Raw genomic sequence first — 20,618 nt, 5'->3', positions numbered from 1 at the left:
CACTTACATCCCCCTTTCGCGCTGTGCAAGCCGCTGCTGCTCACGCGTGATCGCGTCGCCCGCGTCGAGGGCGGCATCCTCCTCGGGAACCGGGTACTGATTGTTAAAACATGCGTAGCACATGTGATCCGGATTGAGGGCAGGTACGCATGTCCGCAATCCCTCAATGGAGATGAAGTGAAGGGAATCCGCACCGATGAAATTGCGAATCTCCTCAAGGCTCTTCGTCGCCGAGATCAGCTCCTTGCGCACCGACGTATCGATGCCGTAGTAGCAGGGATCGGTGATCGGCGGGCTGCTGATGCAAACATGGATTTCACGCGCTCCGGCATTCCGCAGGAGCCGTACGATCTTGCCGCTCGTCGTGCCGCGCACGATGGAGTCATCCACCATGATGACGGACTTTCCCTCAACAACAGAGCGCACGGGACTCAGCTTCAGCTTGACCGCCGTATCGCGCTGTTTCTGCGTCGGCTGGATGAACGTCCGTCCGATGTAGCGGTTCTTGATGAGGCCCTCCGCAAACGGGATGCCCGTCTCATAGGCGAATCCCGTCGCTGCCGTCGTTCCCGAGTCCGGCACCGAGATGACCACATCACCGCGAAGCCCGGACTCGCGCGCCAGAACACGCCCCATCTCGAAGCGTGCTGCATGAACACTCTGTCCATCGATGATCGAGTCGGGGCGTGCAAAATAGATGTACTCGAAGATGCAGGAAGCAACATCCTGCCCATTGGTGAAACGGTAGGACCTAAGTGCCCCGTTCTCCACGACGACCATCTCTCCCGGCAGCACATCGCGCACGAAGGAAGCTCCGTTGACATCGAGCGCACATGTCTCGGAGGAAAGCACCCAGCCGCCCTCCTCCGTCCGTCCGATACAAAGCGGACGAAAGCCCTGCGGATCGCGCACACCGATGAGCTTGTTCTCCGTCATGATGGTCAGGCAGAATGCGCCGCGTACCTTCTGCGCGGTCTCCAAGATGCGCTCCTCGATGGTCGCCTTCTGTGAGCGTGCGATCAGATGGACAAAGACCTCCGAGTCGATCGTCGTCTGGAACACCGTACCCTTGCTCTCAAGGTCGCGGCGAATCCATGCGGCATTGGTGAGGTCGCCGTTATGCGCCAGTGCCAGCGCACCGCCGGCATAGTTGACGCGCAGCGGCTGTGCATTCGCAGCGAGACTGAACCCCGTGGTCGCATAGCGCACATGACCGATGGCAATTTTGGCATGGTCAAGATGAGGCAGTTCCGAGCGAAACACCTCGGTCACCAGCCCCATCCCTTTTTTGACGTCAATCCATGCACCGTCCGTCAGCGCAATACCCGCACTCTCCTGTCCGCGATGCTGGAGCGCAAAGAGACCGAGATACGTCATCTCAGACACATCCTCCGTCGGAGAATACACGCCGTAGATGCCGCACTCTTCCTTCCACTTTGGCACTTTTTCGTACATCGCTCTTATGCTTCTCCCGTCAGCCTGCGGAGCATCTCCTTATAGGCATCCTCTACGTTGCCGAGGTCGCGGCGGAAACGATCCTTATCCAGTTTCTCCTTCGTATCGCTGTCCCAGAAACGGCAGTTGTCCGGCGAAATCTCATCGGCAAGGATGATCTTCCCGTCGGCATCTCTGCCGAACTCCAGCTTGAAGTCAATGAGATCCACCTTCTTGGACTTGAGGAACTTCGTGAGGATATCATTGATCTTCAGCGACATGCGTTCGATCTCGTCCAGTTCCGCATCCGTCGCGATCTTCATGGCGCGGATGTGATAGCGGTTGAGCATCGGATCGCCGAGATCATCGTTCTTGTAGCAGTACTCGATGACCGGGAACGGCATTGGTACGCCCTCCTCGAGCCCGAGGCGCTTGGCGAGCGAGCCGGCCGCCACATTGCGGATGATGACCTCAAGCGGAACAATCGTGAGCTTCTTCACGAGCATCTCACGATCGCTCGGCATGGAGATATAGTGATGAGCGATGCCCTCCTTCGCCAGCAGGTCGAAGAAAAATGCCGACATCTTGTTGTTCATGATCCCCTTGCCCACGATCGTGCCGCGCTTGGCACCGTTCCCCGCCGTCGCGTCGTCCTTGTAGTAGACAAGGTACTCATTCGGATTGTCCGTCGCATAAATGATCTTTGCTTTTCCCTCATAAAGAGCCTCTTTACGCTCCATCGTTGTCCTGCCTTTCTTCCCAAATAATAGAAAAATCCCTTAGAGCTGTGCCGCGACGCGATCTGCCTTCTTCTCGACCTCCAGCACCATCTTTTCCCGATAGTCCATGAGTGCCTCGGCGATGGCAGTATCGTATACGGCGAGGATCTCCGCTGCAAAGATTGCCGCATTCTTCGCACCGTTGACTGCCATGGTCGCTACGGGTACGCCCGACGGCATCTGCACCGTGCTGAGCAGCGCATCCATCCCGTTCAGCGGCGTCGCATTGACCGGAACTCCGATCACCGGTTTGATCGTATAGCTCGCTACGACACCTGCGAGATGCGCCGCTGCCCCTGCCGCCACGATAAATGCGGCAAATTCTTTGTCGTGATCTGCCTCCATAACAAAATCACGAACGATAGACGGCGTACGATGTGCTGACGCCACCTTAACAACTGGCTCGATACCAAAGTGTTTCAGGAGCTCAACTGCCGGCTTCAGAATCGGCCAATCAGAATCGCTGCCCATCAAAACTGCTACCTTCATATTATCATCTCCTCATGCCTATGATAGCGAGATTTCAAATTCATGTCAATAGAACGAAAAAAGGACTGCCGTATCGCAGGATACAGCAGTCCCATAGAACAAGTCTCAATTTTCTTTGCTTGTATCGTGCAGGGGCTCACCAAAGATCAGTGTGTCCAGAAGATCGATCAGTTGATTGATCTCTGGTTTTGATACCTGTCCCGATGCACCGAGGCTCTCGCCCTTGCGCTTCATCTCCTCGCTGATGAGGGAGGAGAAGAGAACAAGCGGAACCTCCCCAAGGCGGTCGTCCTCGCGCACGAGCTTCAGCAGACGATGTCCATCCATCTTTGGCATCTCTACATCGGAGATGATGATACGGACGTGGTTCTCGATCGGCCCATTCTTGCGTGCAAGATCCTGCAGATACTCCCACGCATCCTGTCCATTGCCAAAGTCACGGATGAACTTGTAGCCCGCCTCATGCAGCGTCGTCACAAGGAGTTCACGCAGCATCTTGGAGTCCTCGGCGATGACGATATGCGCCGTACCGCGCCGCGTTTTGGCATCCTGTGTTGCCTCGGCAACCGTCGTGAGCTTCTGGTTGATCTCGGGATTGATCTCCGCGATGATCGTCTCAAAGTCCAGCAGTAGAACGATGCGATCTTCCATCTTGATGATGCCGACCACGCGCGACCCTTCACCAACATTCGGTGCCGGCTCCATATTTTTCCACGAGATACGATGGATACGGTAAACACTGCCAACGAGGAAACCGATGTCATAGTTATTGATCTCTGTCACGATGATGTTCTGCAGCTCATCCGACGTCTGGAGATTAAGGCAGCGTGCCATATTGACAAGAGGGATTGCCTTACCGCGCAGTGTGAACAAGCCATCGACATAGGGATGGGCCTCTGGCATGGCAGTCACCGGCACACGCGTAATGACCTCGCGTACCTTCGCGACATTGATGCCGTAGTTCACTTTCCCTATGCTGAACTCAACAATCTCAAATTCGTTTGTTCCTGTCTCAAGCAGGATGCCCTTTTTCTCTTCGGTTACCGTATCTGCCATTTATCTCTCCCCCTGCACGTCAACATTCTTCGCTATGCTCTCTATTCGCCCTTGGAAGAAAAAATCCTTCCTTGGATTAAGAAAAAACTAGTTCTTTTTGTGTTCTTCCAATAAGTACGTCCATCCATCCTCTTGATGGATGCGGCCTTCCTTCATCAAATACCCAAGGGCGCGCTTAAATGCGGCCTTACTGATCCCGAAACGATCCTTAAGCACCGCAGGAGATGTCGCGTCCGTATACGGCATCTTTCCGCCATGTTCCATCAAAAGTGCGAGCAGGCGATCAGCATCCAGCGTACGCGCGTCCTCTTTCGGGGGGCGCAGGGACGCGTTCAGCCGCCCGTCCTCACGCAGATAAGTCACGCGAATCTCGACGGTCTCGCCGACGCGCGGCCGCCACGGAGCCTCCTGATGATCGATGAACGCAATATAGTGCTCCTCAGTAAAGAGAAAAATACCGCGTTCTGTAATGTTATAGACAGAGCCTCTCAGCCGATCGCCTACATGCACACCCGTGGCAGGGCGAGAGGCACGGCGCAGCTCATCCTCCACCTCCATCGTTACGGCAAGGCGCCCGGACTTATCCGTATAGAGCTTCGCCCAAACTACCTCACCGACCTGCGGCCGTCCGCGCATCCCTGCGTAAGGCAGAAAAATGCCGCGCTCTGCTCCGACATCGAGAAAGGCGCCTTCCTTCGTCACGTTGATGACACGCAGACGAGCAACCTGCCCTTCCTTCATGCGCGGTGTACGCATACTCGCCGTCAGCCGCCGTTTTGGATCGAGGTAAAGAAAGACGCGGACGCGGTCGCCCACCTTGACCGGTGCAGTCTGCTGCATCGTGTGCAGCAGAATATCATCACTCGTATTGCCCGTTTCTGCATCCAAAAAGACGCCCCACTCGGATTCGCGCACGGCAGTGAGTTCCGCCACCTGACTGGGGCCGTATTTACGGTGCGCAGGCACGGGCTTTTGCAGCTCCGCCACGGCCTATTCTTCATAGGGCGTAAGTTTGGCATCGCCCCAGAGCCGCTCCAGCGCATAGTACTCGCGCGCATCCTGCTGAAATATGTGTGCCACCGTATCACCGTAGTCGAGCAGCACCCACTCGCCCTCTCGGTAGCCCTCCTTGTGGAGAAAGTTCACCCCTGCCTCCTCCATCTTCTCCTCGATATTGTCTGCGATTGCGCGCACCTGCGTCGTAGTATTTGCGGAGCAAATAATAAAATAGTCATTGGTCGACATCAGTCCGACCATATCCATCTGTACGATGTCGCGCGCCTTCTTTTCATCCGCTGCCGCCTGAATCACACGGCATTTTTCCTGCTCTGTCAAACTCTACTCCTCCTTCTTCTGCTCTCCTTCCGTCTCCTCCGACGGAAAGAGTTCACGTATGATCTTATCGGTCGCCGCACGATCCATAATCCACACCGTATCATCATCCCGCGCAAAATCGCCCGGCAGCATGATGGTGCGCGGCGGCTGTGCATTCAGCTTCCGCACCACATTCCCGATGTGCACCGAGTCAAAGAGCTCGGCACTCGTGGTGACATCCTGTTTCAGTATATCGGCAAGCTGTGGGATCTTGGGCAGCGTATCTACACGGAGCAGCTTGGCGTAGAACGCCTTAACAAATTTTTGCTGCCGCTGCGTGCGCCCGAGGTCGCCGAGATCATCCCCGCGATAGCGCAGGTACTGTTCCGCCTCTGCCCCATCGAGATGGCGATACCCCTGACGCATGTGAATGGAAAGACCCGCCTCCGGATCATCATAGTCCATATCCCGCTCAACGTAGAGATCGACTCCCCCGACAGCATCGACAATCTTCTCAAAGGTATCCATATCGATGACAACGTACTGATGAATCGAGATGTCGAACATCTGATTGATCGTCCGCACCATCAACGGTGCTCCGCCCACTGCATAGACGTGGGAAAGGCGCGTCTCCCCCTTCCCCTGAGCCATGGGCACCCACGTATCGCGCGGGATATTGAGGATGCGTACCTTGCCCGTCGCATTCTCCATGCTCATGAGCAGAATGGCGTCCGCACGCTTTTCCGGTGCTTCGTCCATATTCACTGCATCGTCGAGACCGAGCACGAGAACATTCGTATAGCCGTCAAACCGCACATCGACCTCGCCGCGGTTTTCCTCCTGACGAACGAGATATGCCTCATACATTTCCCGTATATCATGGTACGCCTCAACACCCCATCCGATCAGATAATAGCCCGAGATGCCGACAAAGACGAGGAGAAAGACCGTGCAGATCAGGCGAAAAAGTCCGCGCAGGACGGCCATGCGTCGGCGGCGTGCACGCTGTGTGCGGCGTCGCTTTATGTTCTCGCGCGAGTTTTCGCTTGCCAGCTGTGCCGCGAGATCCTCCGTATCATAATCGGACAACGCCCCTCTCCCCCCTTTTTCCCTCTGCTCAGCGCTGCCGCAAAAGCAGTTCGTTCCGTGCCGCCACCGTATCCGGATGAACGAGCCCTCCCTTTTTCAGAACGAATCGGATGGACTCCGTGAGTCCGACCAGCAGCATCGCGTCGAGTGATGCCGTACGCGCGAGCTCCCGCAGATGCTCCACCTCCGGATATTCACGCGACGGCTCAATCATATCTGCAAAGTAGATGATCTGATCGAGCGCGGTCATCCCTCTTCCCCCAACCGTATGCCGCCAGATCGCCTGCGCAATGCCCGCGTCATCGACGCCATAGTCCTCATAGATGAGATAGGCGCCCACGTAGGCGTGCAGGAGCAGGGGCATCGCCGCCTCGATCCTGCCGATGGGAATCCCGCGCCGCCGCGCCTCTCCGGGAAGCTCCGCTGTCGCGTAGGTGCGCCCGCAGTCATGCAGAAGCCCTGCGGTACGTGCGCGTTCCTCGTCCATGCCGAAGCGTCGTGCCAGTTCCGCCGCCGTATCCGCCACCCCGAGCGAATGCTGATAGCGTCCCGGCGCAAGACGTTCTGTCAGACGAGCGCGCATCTCCTCATACGTCATGTCCATGCGCACGATATAACCCCCTCCCTACAATATACTCCTCTACGGCACGCGGTACAAGATGCCGGATGGATTTTCCTGCGCGTACGCGTGCGCGGATCATCGTCGACGAGATCTCCAGATGTGGCGTCGGAACGACGTGAATGTGGCGGCGCTCCTCCGCTGTAAACTGCTCCGCGAGAAGCGTCTCATCAAGCGGCGTCCCCTGCCGCGTCGCCACGATGAACTGACAGGACTGCAAGAGGCGATGCGGTTCATGCCATCGGTACAGATCATTCATCGCATCCGCACCCGTAATAAAGAAAAGCGCCGCCCCGTCAAATTGGTCGTGGAGCGCCGCTATGGTATCCACCGTATAGGACGGTCCCTCCCGACGCAGTTCCATGTCCGAAAGAGAAAAGTTCGGATTGTCCTGTATGGCACACGCCGTCATGGCAAAACGATCCGCAATGGATGCCGCACGTGTGCCGTCCTTGTGCGGGGGACGTGCGGAAGGGATAAAGAGCACCTCATTCAGCTCCGCCTCCGCGCGCACCATCTCCGCCGTAATCAGATGTCCCATGTGAATCGGGTCGAACGTTCCCCCCATGATTCCGATGCGCTTTTCCATCCGATTCACCTCACGATGCAGACTGCCAGCAAAAGAACGGTGCAGAGCAGTAGGAAGGTCGCCCCCGCATACAGATAGTCACGCAGATCATGCCGTCCCTTCGGCGATTCTGCATACTGCCGCATAGTGCGCCAATATCCGATCAGGCGCCGCATCCGCCGCACGACTCCGATGCAGCAGGCGTATTTTCCCGCACCTGCCCCTCGCCATAGACAAGATACTTCGTACTCGTCAGAGCCTCGAGCCCCATCGGACCTCGCGCATGAAGTTTCTGTGTGCTGATGCCGATCTCCGCACCAAAGCCAAACTCGAACCCGTCCGTAAACCGCGTCGAAGCATTGACATAAACCGTCGAGGCATCTGCCCTCTGCTGAAAGGCATGTGCCGTACGGATGTCATTCGTCACAATCGCCTCGGAATGCCCTGTCCCATAGCGATTGATGTGCCGCAGTGCGGCATCCATATCTGCGACGACACGGACGGAGAGGATGAGGTCACCGTACTCCGTCGCCCAGTCCTCCTCCGTTGCCGCAGCCACGTCGCTGAGAATCGCACACGTCTCTGCACAGCCGCGCAGCTCCACTCCATCGACACGCAGTTGCTCTGCCATCTGCGTCAAAAATGCAGCGGCAATATCACGATGCACGAGCACGGTCTCTGCCGCGTTGCAGACTGAGGGGCGCGAAACCTTGGCATTCCGCACAATACGACATGCCATCGTGAGGTCTGCACTGCGGTCAACATAGATATGACAGATACCGGATCCCGTCTCAATTACGGGGACGCTGCTGCTCTCCACGATATGGCGGATCAGCCCCGCCCCGCCGCGCGGAATGAGGACATCCAGCAGCCCCGTGAGATGCGTCATCACATCCACGGCACTGCGCTCCTTCATCGCGAGCATCTGTATGGCTCCCGCAGGAATACCAGCGGCATAGGCAGCGCGTGAAAGGACATCGGCAATAACGGCGTTGGAGCGCAGAGCATCCGAGCCGCCGCGCAGGAGCACAGCATTTCCTGACTTCAGGCAGAGCCCGATCGCATCCGCCGTCACATTCGGACGCGCCTCGTAGATCATGCCGACAACCCCGAGTGGGACGCGGACACGATGAATCTCCAGACCGTTCGGTCGGCGCACAGCGTAGTCCTCCCGCCCAAGCGGGTCAGGAAGCGCTGCGGTCAGCTGCAGCCCCTCCGCCATCGCATGGATGCGCTCCGGCGTGAGCCGCAGGCGGTCGATGTAGGAAGTGCGCACCTCCGCCGCCTCAGCGTCTGCCACATCGGCGGCGTTCTCCTGCAGAATCTCCGCCGCGTGCTCCGTCAGCGCCGCCGCCATCGCATGCAGAGCCCCATCGCGCACATCGCTGCGGAGCACCGCAAGAGCATAGGATGCCTCCTTTGCGGCTTCCGCCTGCGCCCGCACTGCCTGCTCCATCATCGCCGTCGCTCCTTACTGCATCAGCACCAAATTATCCCGGTGTATGATCTCCTCATGTGATGCGTCTGAGACAAGACCTTGAAAGTCCTGCGTCTGATGTCCCATCAACCGTGCTATATCCGCCGTGCCGTAGGCGGTGATCCCACGGGCAATCTCCTGTCCCTGAGGGCTGAGCACACGCACCATCTCGCCCGCGGCAAAGTCGCCGTCCACGGCCGTCACACCGACGGCGAGAACACTCGCACCGCGCCGCATCGCTGCCGCGCACCCGGCATCGACAGAAAGCTCTCCCGCGAGCTTCTTGCCAAAGGCGAGCCAGCTCTTGCGCGTCCTGAGATGTGCCTCACGCGCAGGGAAGATCGTCCCGATCTCCTCCCCACGCAGAATGTTGCGGATGATGCCGTCCTCATCACCGCGCGCAATCACCATCGTCGCACCGGCATTGCGCGCAATTTTCGCCGCCTCGATCTTCGTCTGCATCCCGCCCGTGCCCTGCACTGATCCGGCACCGCCCGCAAGATGCTCAATCTCGGGCGTAATCTCTGCGATCTCGGAGATCAGCTGCGCCGACGCATCCGTCCGCGGGTTTGCCGTATAGACTCCGTCGATATCCGAAAGGATAATGAGCGCATCGGCATCGACAAGTGCCGCGACAACCGCCGAAAGGCTGTCGTTGTCTCCGATTTTGATCTCATCCACCGCCACAGCGTCGTTCTCATTGATGACGGGAATGACCTGCATATCGAGCAGGGCGAGAAGGGCACGGCGCGAGTTGATGTACTGATGATGACGCGCCGCATTCTCCTTGGTCAGGAGCACCTGTGCCATCGTTCGTCCATACTCATGAAAGAGCTTTTCATAAATGTGGAGAAGGTATCCCTGACCGATCGCTGCAAGGGCCTGCCGCGCAGGCACCGCTGCAGGACGTTCCTTCATGCCGAGCGCATTCATCCCCGCCGCAATCGCACCGGAGGAAACGAGGAGAATCTCCTTGCCCTGATTGGCCTCGTCGATCAGCTCACGCACAAGATGCTCGATGCGGCGCAGATTCATTCCGCCCGAGGGATGCGTCAGCGTACTTGTTCCAACCTTTACGACAATGCGCTTCGCCTCGGAGAGACGCGCCCGCGCATTCACAGCTCAATCCTCGGCTTGTCAAAATTTCGTTTGAACAGGAGCCCGTTCCTGCCGATCACCTGAACGAGGTTGGCGTCGGCGCGCTCGGCAAGCATGGTAATCGCGTCTGCCGGTTCCTCCGGCGCATTCTGCAGAACACGCACCTTGATCAGCTCGCGCTTTTTTATCACCTCACGTGCGGATGCCACTACAGCAGGACTGACTCCCTCCTTGCCGATCATGACGACCGCTTCCTCCGTCATGCCGAGGGAGCGCAGCTTTCGTATCTGCTTACTGGAAAGTGATTTTCGCAGCAACGTCTTTCCTCCGTTAATCCTGATAATCGAACGCCATATCACCGATGTGGACGGTCATGCCTTCCTTGATGCCGCGTGCACGGAGCTTCTCATCCAGCCCCTTGAGCCGCCATATATACTGGAATCGGCGCACGGCTTCATCATTGTTGAAATTGGTCATAGCGACCAGCTTCTCGATGGCCTTTCCCGAGACGACGAAATCGCCCGCATCGTTGCGTGAGACCGTCACCTTCTCGTCATCGTCCGCATTCTGATCGTAGACGACGACATCGTCCTCCTCCGCCTCCGGCTCAGGGACATAGGCGTCCAGCCACGCACCGACCCGATCAATCAGCTCCTGCACGCCTTCACGCGTCGCCGCAGAGATCGCAAAGAACGCAAGCCCCTCCTGTACGGCGAGCTCCTTCAGACGCGGCAGATGCTCCGCCGCAGAGGGAAGATCGACCTTGTTGGCGACAAGGAACTGTGTGCGCCGTGCAATCTTCTCGCTGTAGCGTGCCAGCTCCGCATTGATCTTGTAGTAGTCCTCTACAGGGTCACGGCCTTCGATCCCGGAAGCATCCACAATGTGCAGGATCAGCCGTGTGCGCTCCACGTGGCGCAGAAAGTCATGCCCCAGCCCCACACCGTCGGCGGCGCCCTCGATCAGCCCGGGGATATCCGCCATGACGAAGCTCTTCTCATAGTCCGTCTGGACAACGCCGAGGACAGGCGTAATCGTCGTAAAATGGTAGTCTGCGATCTCGGGACGTGCAGCCGAGCAGGAAGCGACAAGGCTCGACTTCCCGACACTCGGATAGCCGACCAGCCCGACATCGGCAAGCAGCTTCAGCTCAAGGCGAAGCTTTCGTCCCTCGCCCGGCTCACCGAACTCAGCAAAGGACGGCGCACGGTTGGCAGAGTTGGCAAACTTGGCATTGCCGCGCCCGCCGCGTCCGCCGCGTGCAATCACCGCCTCCATCCCAATCTCTGCGAGGTCGGCAAGCACCTCTCCTGTCGCCTCATCCGTCACAATCGTGCCGGGCGGGACATCGACATAGAGGGGGGGCGCATTTTTACCGAACTGGTTCTTGTACTCACCGTTCTCGCCGTTCTTCGCGACGAACTTGCGGCGATAGCGAAAGGAGAGCAGCGTATTCAGATTGCGGTCGGCACGAAAGATCACATCGCCGCCGCGTCCGCCGTCACCGCCCGAAGGACCGCCCTGGGGCATAAACTTTTCATGGCGAAACGCGGACTTGCCGTAACCGCCGTCCCCCGCTTTCACCGTGATTTGGGCACGATCGATAAACTGCATACGTCCCTCCTCCCTCTTTACACAATAAGCTGTTTTCGCAAGTGCACTCTCACCTGCGAAAACAGCTTCTAAAAGAGCCTGTACTAGAGAGTACAGGCATCTCTGCATATCAAACTTCCGTACTTAGACCGCTGCGCCCGCAAGCGGATATACGCTGATCTGACGCTGATGGCGTCCCTTGCGTTCAAAGGCGACCTTGCCGTCAATCTTTGCAAAGATCGTGTCATCCTTGCCGATGCCGACATTGTGCCCCGGATGGAAATGCGTACCGCGCTGACGTACGATGATGCTGCCTGCCGTCACATGCGTGCCTGCCTGCTCCTTCACGCCAAGGCGCTTCGAATGGCTGTCACGTCCATTGCGCGTCGAGCTGACACCCTTTTTATGTGCAAAAAGCTGCAAATCAAACGAGAACAAATTATTCACCCCTTTACTGCCTGAATCTGAATGCCTTTCGGGCTGATCTTTTCAATCTCTGCGAGTCCCATCCACATGGTTCGCAGAATCGCTTCACTGGGTTCATCCGGCGGTTCAGAGAGCCGCACACGGAGGTTGCCGCTCGCAATGTCATAGGTGACGGCGCGATGCAGATGCTCCATTATTCCGAGAAGCGCGGACTGCGTGAGCGCAGATACACCGGCACAGACAATATCCTGTCCGCGTGCCGCCGTTCCGCTGTGCCCTGAAACAGCATAACCGTCGATCATCCCATCTTCATTCACGAAGATCTTGACCGAAATCACGGATTAGCCCTCGATCTTCTCGATAACGACTTTCGTGAACGGCTGACGATGCCCCTGACGCTTGCGATAGTTCGACTTCGCCTTGTACTTGAAGACCAGGATCTTCTTGCCCTTGCCGTGTGCCGCGACCTTGCCCGTCACCTTCGCACCGTCCACCATCGGACGGCCGATCTTGACATCTGCACCGTTGACAACGGTCAGAACCTGATCGAAAACGACAGCCTCGCCCTCGCCCGCCTCGAGCTTCTCCACAAAAATGGTATCGCCCTCAGCGACCTTGTACTGCTTGCCGCCCGTCTTTACGATTGCATACATGAAAACACCTCCCTATCACGTTACTCGCCGGCTGCGGTTCGGCAGCGCCGATTGTGTGACCTCGCCGTGCGGTTGGGGATGGGCTTTCGCCCAAACAGGCTATACGCCTACATTAGGGGATAATAGCATATCAAAAGGGCAGTTGTCAAGACGGAGAGATAGAACACTCCCTCGATTCTGCTGTCATTCTCCGCTGACTCATGTTATTATTAGTGTGGATTACAGAAGACAGAGCATCCTTCATGGCATAAAGAAGGCTCTCTCCATAAGTAAGACAAACTCATCCATTGAAAGGAGACAGATAGAATGAAACCGATATGTCAGAACTTCCAAATTTCAGAAATAGATTTGCATGATTCATTACTGCAAGATATAGCGGTTTTATATCAAGAAAAAAGGATTGTCATATCATTGATACTGCCCCAATTTCCTCCCATAAGAAACGCAGAACAGGCAGCAGCTCTAATTATGGAGAACACATCACATTTTGACATATCATTCGAAGAACCATGGGGACGAGGAACATATATTTTCTCAGAAGAAATACGGCAATCTCCAAATGGACAACTGCATTTGACCATAACGTTGAACTCTGGTGACACAATAAGAATTATCGGAACGAAGATATCTTTAGAGAAATCCCCTCAATGAGGCTGATGCTCAAAAAGGAACTGTTCTGTGAACGATATCATAAACAACTATCGAAACAAGATCATTATTTACGATAATATATGTCTATTCTTTAATCATACCGCCAAAGATTTTATTTTCGCATGCCAACAAAACAATATTCCCATACAGGCTCTTGAAGCATTTCTCTATCGGGAAAAGCGATTCAGCCCGCCATGCACAGAAGGCAGGGCTGCTGAGCGAAGTTGTATGGCTTTACGCAGCGCCCCAAATGATTGAAATGGATAGGAGATGCCCCTATTCCCAGCCGCTCACCAGATGCTTTGCCAGCAGGAGGGCAAGAATGCCGAGCACGATGCTCAGCGCGATATAGGCAAGGGCGACGGCGAGCTTTCCGTTCTCGATGAGAGAAAGCGTTTCCAACGAAAAGGTGGAGAATGTCGTAAAGCCGCCGCATATCCCTGTCTGGAGGAAGAGGACAAGGCGTGGGTCAAGGCCGCTCTGACGTCCCGCCAGACCGACGACGGCGCCGATGGCGAAACATCCAAGGATGTTGACAGCAAACGTAGCAAGAGGAAAACCGCTCCCGAGTTTCGGCACGACCTGTCCCAGCAGAAAGCGCAGAATCGCTCCGACCGCACCGCCAAGCCCGACGGCAAGGACGCTCATTGTACCGTCCCCGCACGCAAATGTGCCACATCGTTCATGCGCGTCAATACAGCAAAACCGTCATCCTCGAAGCGGATGCAGTTGACCGCCGTGTTGAGCTGAGAAACGTGCCAGATCGAGCGGATCGGCATGGCAAGTATGTCGGCGATCAGAATACGGATCGCCGCCCCGTGCGAGACGATGATGACGCGCTCGCCTCGATGCTCTGCGGCGATCGTGCGCACACGCCCTGCGATGCGCTTTTGGAACACGGAAAAGTCCTCACTGTCCGGAATATTCGCATGCTCCGGATCACGGTAAAAATGCTTCAGCGTCTCGGGATCCTCGGTGTTGATCTCACTGAAGAAGCGCCCTTCCCATGCCCCAAAGTGAAGTTCGCGCAGCGCAGGATCGGGTACAACGGTCAGACCGAGACGCGTTGCAAGCGGTGCCGCCGTCTCCATCGTCCGTATGAGATCACTCGCATAGAATGCATCTGCGTGGTCGACGTCGAGATGCTGGCCGAGCAGTGCTGCCTGTGCGTGTCCCTCCGGTGAGAGCGGCACATCTGACTGTCCCTGAAAGCGTCCCGTCTTATTCCACTCGGTCTCCCCATGACGTATGATGATAATTTCCGTCATTTCCCTTCCCCTTCCTATGATTTTCTATGCGCGAATCTCACAGACAACGCCGCCCGAGATCAGCCGTTCCTGACGCATAAAGGCATACGTGCCGTAAAATTCCTGTGCCAGCTGATGCGTACGCGCGTCGATCGCCGCCGTCGACAAATCGGATGCCCAGAGTGCACCGACCACCGTGCCGCTGTGTGCCACCAGTACACCGAGCGCTCCTCTGCTCTGCGCCGCCGTGATGAAGCGTTCCAGCTCCGGCTTTTCTAGGTGCTGCTGGTTGCGCCGTGCGCTCTCGGTCGCCGCCTGTCCGAGGAGGCGCTCTTTTTCTGCCCCACTCACGGCAAATGCCTGATCGACTGTATGCAGCAGAGCGCGATAGGCGTCGTCCTGGTCGCCTGCATTGCCCTTGCTCTGATAGTAGGCGATAGTATCGACCTCACCGCCCGCATCGAAGATGGAGACGCCGAGCAGCGGAACATTATGGTACTGACCGAACAGTTCCCCCGTCGTATGACTGACGTGCGAAAGCCCCGCGAAGGCAATGCCGTCGCTCGGCTCGATGGCGATGGCGATGTCCATGATCTCGCGTCCCGTCAGTTCCCGTCCGTATGCACGCGCTGCGGCATAGGAGACCGCTGCAATATCCGCACTCGAGGATGCCATGCCCTTTCCCTGCGGGATCTCCGTCTCAAGACGGATGCCAAAGCGAAACGCCTCCTCACCGATGTGAGCGAGCGTCCGCCGCAGTGCTTCCTGCGCCTTGGTTCCCAGTGCATGTATCCCCGTAAACGCATCCGAGACCGTCGCCGTCGCATACATACTGATCGGTGCGGTGACAAGAAACGGCGTTCCCGCAAGAGAGCCCTCGATCAGCTCCCCGCAGGACGCGGGCGCTTTTGCTATAATTTCCATAATAACCCCCAAATGTTCGGATGTGTTGATGCCAGGGAAAAGACAGCGAGAACCAGAGTCTCCGTCAATACGGTGACTGCACCATAGACATCACCTGTCACTCCGCCGAGAATATTGGTGATCGTACGGCAGAAAAGAAGGGCAAAGAGCACGCCCAACAGCAGCGAAAGTGCCGCCAATACGCCCCACGGCAGGACAAGCACCGCCGTCGTCACAGCAGCGATGAGAACGGTGCGTCGATCTGCCATATCGGCAAAGGTCTTTCCGACACCTTCCGGTCGGGCGTATGGAAAGAGCGCGATCGCAAGTACCATGGCAAGCCTGCCGATGATTGGCATGACGAAGAGCGCGGGCACAAAGAGGAGCGGATGCATATCGGAGATCAGGGCAAACTGCACGAACATGAGCATGACGAAAGAAACGACGCCAAATGCGCCCGCGCGGCTGTCCTTCATGATCTCGAGCTGACGTGCGCGCTCCCGCCCCGAGAAGATGCCGTCCGCCGTATCCATAAAGCCGTCCGCATGGATGCCGCCCGTCAGGAGAATCGGCAGGATGAGGATCAGGACGCACGTCAGCGACCGCACGCCGAGGAAGTAGATGAGCACCCATGCCGCAAGCATGTAGCACAGGCCGAGCACGAGCCCGACCAGCGGGAAAAAACGCGTACTGCGCCCAAAGTCCTCCGCCGTCCACGTCGTCTGTCGGACGAAGCGGATCCGTGTGAGAAACTGAAGGCCGATCAAAAAAGAATGCATAGAACCGATCCTTAACGATAGAGCGAAAACAAATAGGCAAAGAGCAGAAATAGAACCGTCGCCGTATACATGAGCCGTATCGCGCCCAAGATGTGTTTGGGGGCAATGTCCATGTGGGCGTCGCCCATATAAGCACGGAAGTGCTTTTGTCCAAAGTAGTAGTTGATGCCGCCGAGACGGATGTGCAGCGCGCCTGCCACAGGAGCCTCCGCATATCCGCCGTTCGGACTGGGATGCCCCGCCGCGTCCCGCCGCAGGATAAAGAGCGCGTTGCGTGCATCATAGCGCAGGAGGAACGCCGCCATCACAAAGAGGATGCCCGTGATGCGCGCGGGAACATAGTTCAGCACATCGTCCACACGCGCCGCCATCCGCCCGAAGTAGAGATAGCGATCATTCTTGTAGCCGAGCATGGAGTCCATTGTATTCGCTGCCCGATAGAGCACGGCGAGCGGTGCGCCGCCGAGGAGAAAGAAGAAAAGCGGTGAGATGACTCCGTCCACTGTATTCTCCGCGACGGTCTCAATCGCCGCGCGCGCAGCGTTCTCCTCGTCGAGCTCCGCCGTATCCCGCCCGACGATATAGCCGACGCGCACCCGTGCACCCACAAGGTTATCCCCGTCGAGCAGGGCATAGATTTCATGCCCCGCCTTTGCCAGTGACCGTGGGGAGATGCAGAAATAGAGCAGGATGATTTCAAGAACATCCCCCCCCACGCCACGGGCAGATGCCGCGCAGCAAGGATCAGCCCCTCCGCCGCAGCGTAGGAAATCGAGAGGACAATGAGCACCAGCAGCGTTCCCATGGAGAACTTCCTGTCGTCTCCCCCATGGGCTGGATAGAGGTGTCGATCCAGCCATCCGATAAATCGCCCGAGAAAGGCGACGGGATGCAGGCGGTTCTGCGGATCTCCCGCCATCGTATCGAGAAAAAAAGCCGCCATGGCGGCGATGGGCGGGGCGATCATCGTGCATCTCCGGCCGCAATGATCGCCGCCAGTTGATCCATATCGAGACTCCGCTGCACCGTCGCAGCCAGGCGGTCATAGGCGTGCTCCTTTTCCGCCCCGCAGCGGTACTGGATGGGAAGCTCCTCCATGCCGCGCCGCGCACGCAGGCGGTTGAGCACCGCCCGACGGAAATGATCATCGTCAAAGATGCCGTGGATATACGTGCCCACGACTCCTCCGTCTGCCGAGGCCGCGCCGTCCAATACCGACTCTTCCGCATTTCCTGCACGGACGATGCGGAACGGACGGCATACCTCCTCGGCAAATGTGGTGTCGCCCATGTGAATCTCATAGCCCCGCATCCCGTGCACAGAGATATTCTCCCCCAAGAAGGGAAACATCGCACAGTCCGCCGTGACCTGCCTCAGATGCTTGCGCGCGGCAAAGGTCGTCGTGAGCGGCAGATACCCCAGCCCCTCCACCGCATCATGCGCCGACTCGGTATGGAGCGGATCGGAGATCCTCTCCCCGAGCATCTGGTAGCCGCCGCAGATCCCAAAGAGCGGCGTCCTCGCCGTGACGCACGCACGGATGGCATCCGCGAGGCCCACCTGTCGGATATGGAGGAGATCTTCCGTCGTATTCTTCGACCCCGGCAGGAGGATGAGATCCGGATGACCCAGTTCCTCTGGCGTGCGCACGTAATAGAGCGCGACATCCGGCTCGTGCGCCAGCGCGTCAAAGTCCGTAAAGTTCGATAGTTTCGGCGTACGAACGACCGCAATGCGCAGCTGTCCATCGAGGGCGGCCGCATCGCCATAGTGCTGCTCGTCGAGGGAGACAGAGTCCTCCTCGTCGATGCCGAGCGCGTCGATGTGCGGGACGACCCCGAGGACAGGCTTTCCCGTCTTTTGCTCCAAGAAGTCAAGGGCGGGCGTCAGGAGGCTCACGTCACCGCGAAACTTGTTGATGACAAGGCCCTTGACGAGCGCACGCTCCTCCGCGTCGAGCAGTTCCAGCGTCCCCACAAGGGCGGCAAGCGCACCGCCGCGGTCGATGTCAGCGATCAGGAGGACGGGCGCGCGAAGATGCTTTGCCACGCGCATATTGACGATATCGTTTGCCTTGAGATTGATCTCGGCGGGGCTGCCCGCGCCCTCGATCACGAGCAGATCATACGCGGCACGCAGGCGATCCAGCGACACCTCAACGGCCTCCCATGCCTTGAGCGAATAGCCTGTGTGGTATTCCCGCGCACTCATATTGCCGACCGGTTCCCCCATGATGACAACCTGTGACTGCGCGTTCCCCGTCGGTTTGAGGAGGACAGGGTTCATATCGACTTCGGGGGCGAGTCCCGCCGCCTCCGCCTGCGCGACCTGTGCCCTTCCCATCTCCCGCCCGTCGAGCGTGACATAGGAATTCAGCGCCATGTTCTGTGCCTTAAAGGGCACGACACGCTTGCCCTGCTGATGAAAAATACGGCAGAGTGCCGTCGTCAGAATGCTCTTGCCGACATGGGAACTCGTTCCCATCAGCATGATGCTCTTCGCCATTTACACCGCCTCCGCCAGCTTTTTGAGATCAACGGGAATGCCGCAGGTGACGAGATAGACCTTTGCCGCGCGGCGGGCGAGCTGCTGATTGGCAAGTCCCGCCATATCCCGATAGAGCCGTCCGAGGCGATTGGCGGGAACGATCCCGTCCCCCACCTCGTTTGTGACAAAAATCGTCGTCGCATCGGCTTCCTCAGCGGCACGAATGAGCGCATGGATACGCGCCTCGACATGGCGTGCAAAAAAGTCGCGCTCCTGTTCCTCCTCCGAATACTGGAGCATATCGTTGCTGAGAAACATCGTCACACAATCAAAGAGGATGACGCCGTGCGCCTGCCCCGCCTCCCGTATGGCGTTCTCAGAGGAAAACGGAGCCTCGTAGGTCGTCCAGTCTGCCGGACGGCGCGACTGATGCAAATCGACACGCAGCTGCATCTCTGCATCATAGATCTGCGCGGTCGCAATATAGGCGACGGCCGTGCCGCTCTCTGCGGCGCAGCGCGCCGCACAGCGTTCGGCAAACGAGGATTTGCCCGAGCGGACGCCGCCCGTTACGAGAATGATCTGCCCCATTGATGACACGCCTCCACAAAATGCTCCGCCGCACTGCGGCATCCTGCAAAGTGCAGGTGCAGATAACTGCCGAGCGTATTCCCCCGACGATGTCCTGCTGGATACTGCGCGCCGCTGCGCAGTTTCGTTAAGCGGAAAGGACGGAGCTCACTCTCTTCCGCCTCCGTCTCCTCAACGGAAAAGTGAAACTCGTGCCCGTGCAGGATAAGCCCTGCCGCACCAAGTATCGTATCCTCCGTCTGCTCCGCCTCCACGTAGCCGACCATCTGCAGGCGTTCGGTCATGCGCGCCCGCGCCGCGAACACCCCCGCCATCTCATGCTCTGCTCCCGCGAAATCCACCATCGAGCGCATGAGGTACATATAGCCGCCGCATTCGGCGTAGATGGGCATCCCCGCCTCCGACGCTGCACGTATCGCAGCGCGCATTGCCGTATTTTGCGCTAGGTCTACGGCAAACATCTCAGGGAAGCCGCCGCCGATGATGATGCCGTCCACATCCGGCAGTGCCGCATCGTGCAGCGGGCTGAACTCCACCAGCTCCGCGCCGCATGCACGGAGTTCGTCGAGACTCGCCGCATAGTAGAAGGAAAACGCCTCATCGCGCGCAACGGCAATGCGGCACGGATGCTGCGGTGGGCGTTCTCCCCCCCCTGCTGCTGCCGAAAGGGGCGGTGCCGTCTTAGCCAGAGCCATAATGCGGTCGATGTCGAGTCCCGTCTCAACGCACGTCCCAAGGCTCTGAATCATCGCCTTTGCTTCATGCTCCTCCACGGGGGTCAGACCAAGATGCCGCTCGGGAAGAACGAAAGACGCATCGCGGCGCAGCGACCCATAGACGGGCATATCAATCCCCACCATAGCCGTGCGAACCATCGCCTCATGTGTCCCGCTGCCGAGGCGGTTGAGCAGTACACCTGCGAGGTTTACGCTCGGATCGTAGCTGCGAAAGCCTAGTGCTGTCGCCGCAGAGGAAGCCCCGACGGATTTAACATCCATGACGAGGAGCACGGGCGCATCCAGAACCTTTGCGATGGCGGCGGTCGAACTGATGCCGCGCCGGCCGCCGTCGTACAGCCCCATCACACCCTCGATCACGGCAATGTCTGCGCCGCGGCACTCGCGGGCAAAGATCTCCGCGAGCCGTGCCTCTGGCACAAGCCATGTATCCAGATTATGCCCCGTACGCCCACCTGCGATGCGGTGATAGCCGAGGTCGATGTAGTCGGGCCCGACCTTAAAGGACTGTACGGAAAGACCGCGTGCGCGCAGTGCCGCAAGCAGTCCTGCCGTCAGTGTTGTCTTCCCTGCCCCCGACTGCGTTGCCGCGATCACAATGCGCGGAATATTCCACTGCATGATGCAC

At 58.0% G+C, this 20,618-nt stretch carries 24 protein-coding genes and 1 pseudogene; 1 reads left to right on the top strand and 24 read right to left on the bottom strand.

All coding sequences use genetic code 11. The features are described 5' to 3' along the window. Nucleotides 1-3: 3 nt before the first annotated feature. The 16 genes from purF to rplU all read right to left on the bottom strand — a co-directional run bounded on the left by purF (nucleotide 4) and on the right by rplU (nucleotide 12,595). A complete protein-coding gene (gene purF / locus AXE86_RS10120) occupies nucleotides 4-1,455 on the bottom strand; it encodes an amidophosphoribosyltransferase (protein WP_009442367.1) in 1,452 nt (483 codons plus the stop codon). Nucleotides 1,456-1,460: 5 nt separating this feature from the next. Then, nucleotides 1,461-2,174, bottom strand: coding sequence for a phosphoribosylaminoimidazolesuccinocarboxamide synthase (gene purC / locus AXE86_RS10115; protein ID WP_061946677.1), 714 nt, complete (start codon nucleotides 2,172-2,174; stop codon nucleotides 1,461-1,463). A 39-nt stretch (nucleotides 2,175-2,213) separates the two neighbouring features. Continuing rightward, complete coding sequence (gene purE / locus AXE86_RS10110; RefSeq protein ID WP_009442369.1) at nucleotides 2,214-2,702, bottom strand: 5-(carboxyamino)imidazole ribonucleotide mutase; 489 nt, start codon at nucleotides 2,700-2,702, stop codon at nucleotides 2,214-2,216. A gap of 105 nt (nucleotides 2,703-2,807) precedes the next feature. Continuing rightward, on the bottom strand, nucleotides 2,808-3,758 hold the full coding sequence (locus tag AXE86_RS10105) for a chemotaxis protein (protein WP_061946676.1): 951 nt from the start codon (nucleotides 3,756-3,758) through the stop codon (nucleotides 2,808-2,810). Between the two features lie 87 nt (nucleotides 3,759-3,845). Further along, nucleotides 3,846-4,745 (bottom strand): CvfB family protein, encoded by a 900-nt coding sequence (locus AXE86_RS10100; RefSeq protein ID WP_061946675.1) that lies wholly within the window; start codon nucleotides 4,743-4,745, stop codon nucleotides 3,846-3,848. Nucleotides 4,746-4,748: 3 nt separating this feature from the next. Next, nucleotides 4,749-5,093: a ribosome silencing factor gene (rsfS, locus tag AXE86_RS10095; protein ID WP_061946674.1), complete on the bottom strand. Its 345-nt coding sequence runs from the start codon at nucleotides 5,091-5,093 to the stop codon at nucleotides 4,749-4,751. 3 nt (nucleotides 5,094-5,096) lie between these two features. Further along, nucleotides 5,097-6,161, bottom strand: a complete 1,065-nt coding sequence (locus AXE86_RS10090) for an LCP family protein (protein ID WP_061946673.1) — start codon at nucleotides 6,159-6,161, stop codon at nucleotides 5,097-5,099. Nucleotides 6,162-6,189: 28 nt separating this feature from the next. After that, nucleotides 6,190-6,765 (bottom strand): bis(5'-nucleosyl)-tetraphosphatase (symmetrical) YqeK, encoded by a 576-nt coding sequence (gene yqeK, locus AXE86_RS10085; RefSeq protein WP_061946997.1) that lies wholly within the window; start codon nucleotides 6,763-6,765, stop codon nucleotides 6,190-6,192. Beyond that, nucleotides 6,749-7,369, bottom strand: coding sequence for a nicotinate-nucleotide adenylyltransferase (gene nadD / locus AXE86_RS10080; protein ID WP_061946672.1), 621 nt, complete (start codon nucleotides 7,367-7,369; stop codon nucleotides 6,749-6,751). The genes yqeK and nadD overlap by 17 nt, the downstream gene beginning before the upstream one ends. 142 nt (nucleotides 7,370-7,511) lie before the next feature. Further along, the gene (locus tag AXE86_RS10075) at nucleotides 7,512-8,807 is read right to left on the bottom strand and encodes a glutamate-5-semialdehyde dehydrogenase (protein ID WP_061946671.1); all 1,296 of its coding nucleotides are present in this window, start codon (nucleotides 8,805-8,807) and stop codon (nucleotides 7,512-7,514) included. A 12-nt stretch (nucleotides 8,808-8,819) separates the two neighbouring features. After that, nucleotides 8,820-9,944 (bottom strand): glutamate 5-kinase, encoded by a 1,125-nt coding sequence (gene proB, locus AXE86_RS10070; RefSeq protein WP_061946670.1) that lies wholly within the window; start codon nucleotides 9,942-9,944, stop codon nucleotides 8,820-8,822. After that, nucleotides 9,941-10,240 (bottom strand): YhbY family RNA-binding protein, encoded by a 300-nt coding sequence (locus tag AXE86_RS10065; protein WP_040572717.1) that lies wholly within the window; start codon nucleotides 10,238-10,240, stop codon nucleotides 9,941-9,943. The genes proB and AXE86_RS10065 overlap by 4 nt, the downstream gene beginning before the upstream one ends. A 13-nt stretch (nucleotides 10,241-10,253) precedes the next feature. Further along, nucleotides 10,254-11,537, bottom strand: a complete 1,284-nt coding sequence (gene obgE / locus AXE86_RS10060) for a GTPase ObgE (protein ID WP_061946669.1) — start codon at nucleotides 11,535-11,537, stop codon at nucleotides 10,254-10,256. Nucleotides 11,538-11,660: 123 nt separating this feature from the next. Continuing rightward, complete coding sequence (gene rpmA / locus AXE86_RS10055) at nucleotides 11,661-11,963, bottom strand: 50S ribosomal protein L27 (RefSeq protein ID WP_006691322.1); 303 nt, start codon at nucleotides 11,961-11,963, stop codon at nucleotides 11,661-11,663. Then, nucleotides 11,960-12,280, bottom strand: a complete 321-nt coding sequence (locus AXE86_RS10050; protein WP_061946668.1) for a ribosomal-processing cysteine protease Prp — start codon at nucleotides 12,278-12,280, stop codon at nucleotides 11,960-11,962. The genes rpmA and AXE86_RS10050 overlap by 4 nt, the downstream gene beginning before the upstream one ends. A 3-nt stretch (nucleotides 12,281-12,283) precedes the next feature. Next, nucleotides 12,284-12,595 carry a 50S ribosomal protein L21 gene (gene rplU, locus AXE86_RS10045; protein ID WP_006691324.1) on the bottom strand — a complete coding sequence of 104 codons (312 nt, stop codon included), beginning with the start codon at nucleotides 12,593-12,595 and terminating at the stop codon, nucleotides 12,284-12,286. A gap of 306 nt (nucleotides 12,596-12,901) precedes the next feature. On the opposite strand from rplU, the gene AXE86_RS10040 reads away from it, so the two are divergent. Next, complete coding sequence (locus tag AXE86_RS10040; protein ID WP_040572719.1) at nucleotides 12,902-13,246, top strand: hypothetical protein; 345 nt, start codon at nucleotides 12,902-12,904, stop codon at nucleotides 13,244-13,246. 276 nt (nucleotides 13,247-13,522) lie between these two features. On the opposite strand, the gene crcB is transcribed toward AXE86_RS10040, so the two are convergent. The 8 genes and pseudogenes from crcB to AXE86_RS10000 form a co-directional block, all read right to left on the bottom strand. After that, nucleotides 13,523-13,894, bottom strand: coding sequence for a fluoride efflux transporter CrcB (crcB, locus tag AXE86_RS10035; RefSeq protein ID WP_006691328.1), 372 nt, complete (start codon nucleotides 13,892-13,894; stop codon nucleotides 13,523-13,525). Next, nucleotides 13,891-14,514 (bottom strand): histidine phosphatase family protein, encoded by a 624-nt coding sequence (locus AXE86_RS10030; protein ID WP_061946667.1) that lies wholly within the window; start codon nucleotides 14,512-14,514, stop codon nucleotides 13,891-13,893. Before AXE86_RS10030 ends, crcB begins: the two co-directional genes overlap by 4 nt. 24 nt (nucleotides 14,515-14,538) lie before the next feature. Next, nucleotides 14,539-15,417: a GHMP family kinase ATP-binding protein gene (locus tag AXE86_RS10025; RefSeq protein WP_061946666.1), complete on the bottom strand. Its 879-nt coding sequence runs from the start codon at nucleotides 15,415-15,417 to the stop codon at nucleotides 14,539-14,541. Further along, nucleotides 15,405-16,175 (bottom strand): adenosylcobinamide-GDP ribazoletransferase, encoded by a 771-nt coding sequence (gene cobS / locus AXE86_RS10020; RefSeq protein ID WP_061946665.1) that lies wholly within the window; start codon nucleotides 16,173-16,175, stop codon nucleotides 15,405-15,407. Before cobS ends, AXE86_RS10025 begins: the two co-directional genes overlap by 13 nt. Nucleotides 16,176-16,186: 11 nt before the next feature. Next, a pseudogene (gene cbiB / locus AXE86_RS10015) lies at nucleotides 16,187-17,142 on the bottom strand (adenosylcobinamide-phosphate synthase CbiB). After that, nucleotides 17,139-18,680, bottom strand: coding sequence for a cobyric acid synthase (locus AXE86_RS10010; protein ID WP_061946664.1), 1,542 nt, complete (start codon nucleotides 18,678-18,680; stop codon nucleotides 17,139-17,141). The pseudogene cbiB and the gene AXE86_RS10010 overlap by 4 nt, the downstream one beginning before the upstream one ends. Further along, nucleotides 18,681-19,253: a bifunctional adenosylcobinamide kinase/adenosylcobinamide-phosphate guanylyltransferase gene (cobU, locus tag AXE86_RS10005; protein ID WP_061946663.1), complete on the bottom strand. Its 573-nt coding sequence runs from the start codon at nucleotides 19,251-19,253 to the stop codon at nucleotides 18,681-18,683. Continuing rightward, on the bottom strand, nucleotides 19,232-20,611 hold the full coding sequence (locus AXE86_RS10000) for a cobyrinate a,c-diamide synthase (protein ID WP_061946662.1): 1,380 nt from the start codon (nucleotides 20,609-20,611) through the stop codon (nucleotides 19,232-19,234). Before AXE86_RS10000 ends, cobU begins: the two co-directional genes overlap by 22 nt. Nucleotides 20,612-20,618: the final 7 nt, after the last annotated feature.

The organism is Selenomonas sp. oral taxon 136 (genome assembly GCF_001554015.1).
In the GTDB taxonomy this organism is placed as follows: Bacteria; Bacillota; Negativicutes; order Selenomonadales; family Selenomonadaceae; genus Centipeda; species Centipeda felix.
This window is presented reverse-complemented; position numbering and strand designations above follow the sequence as displayed.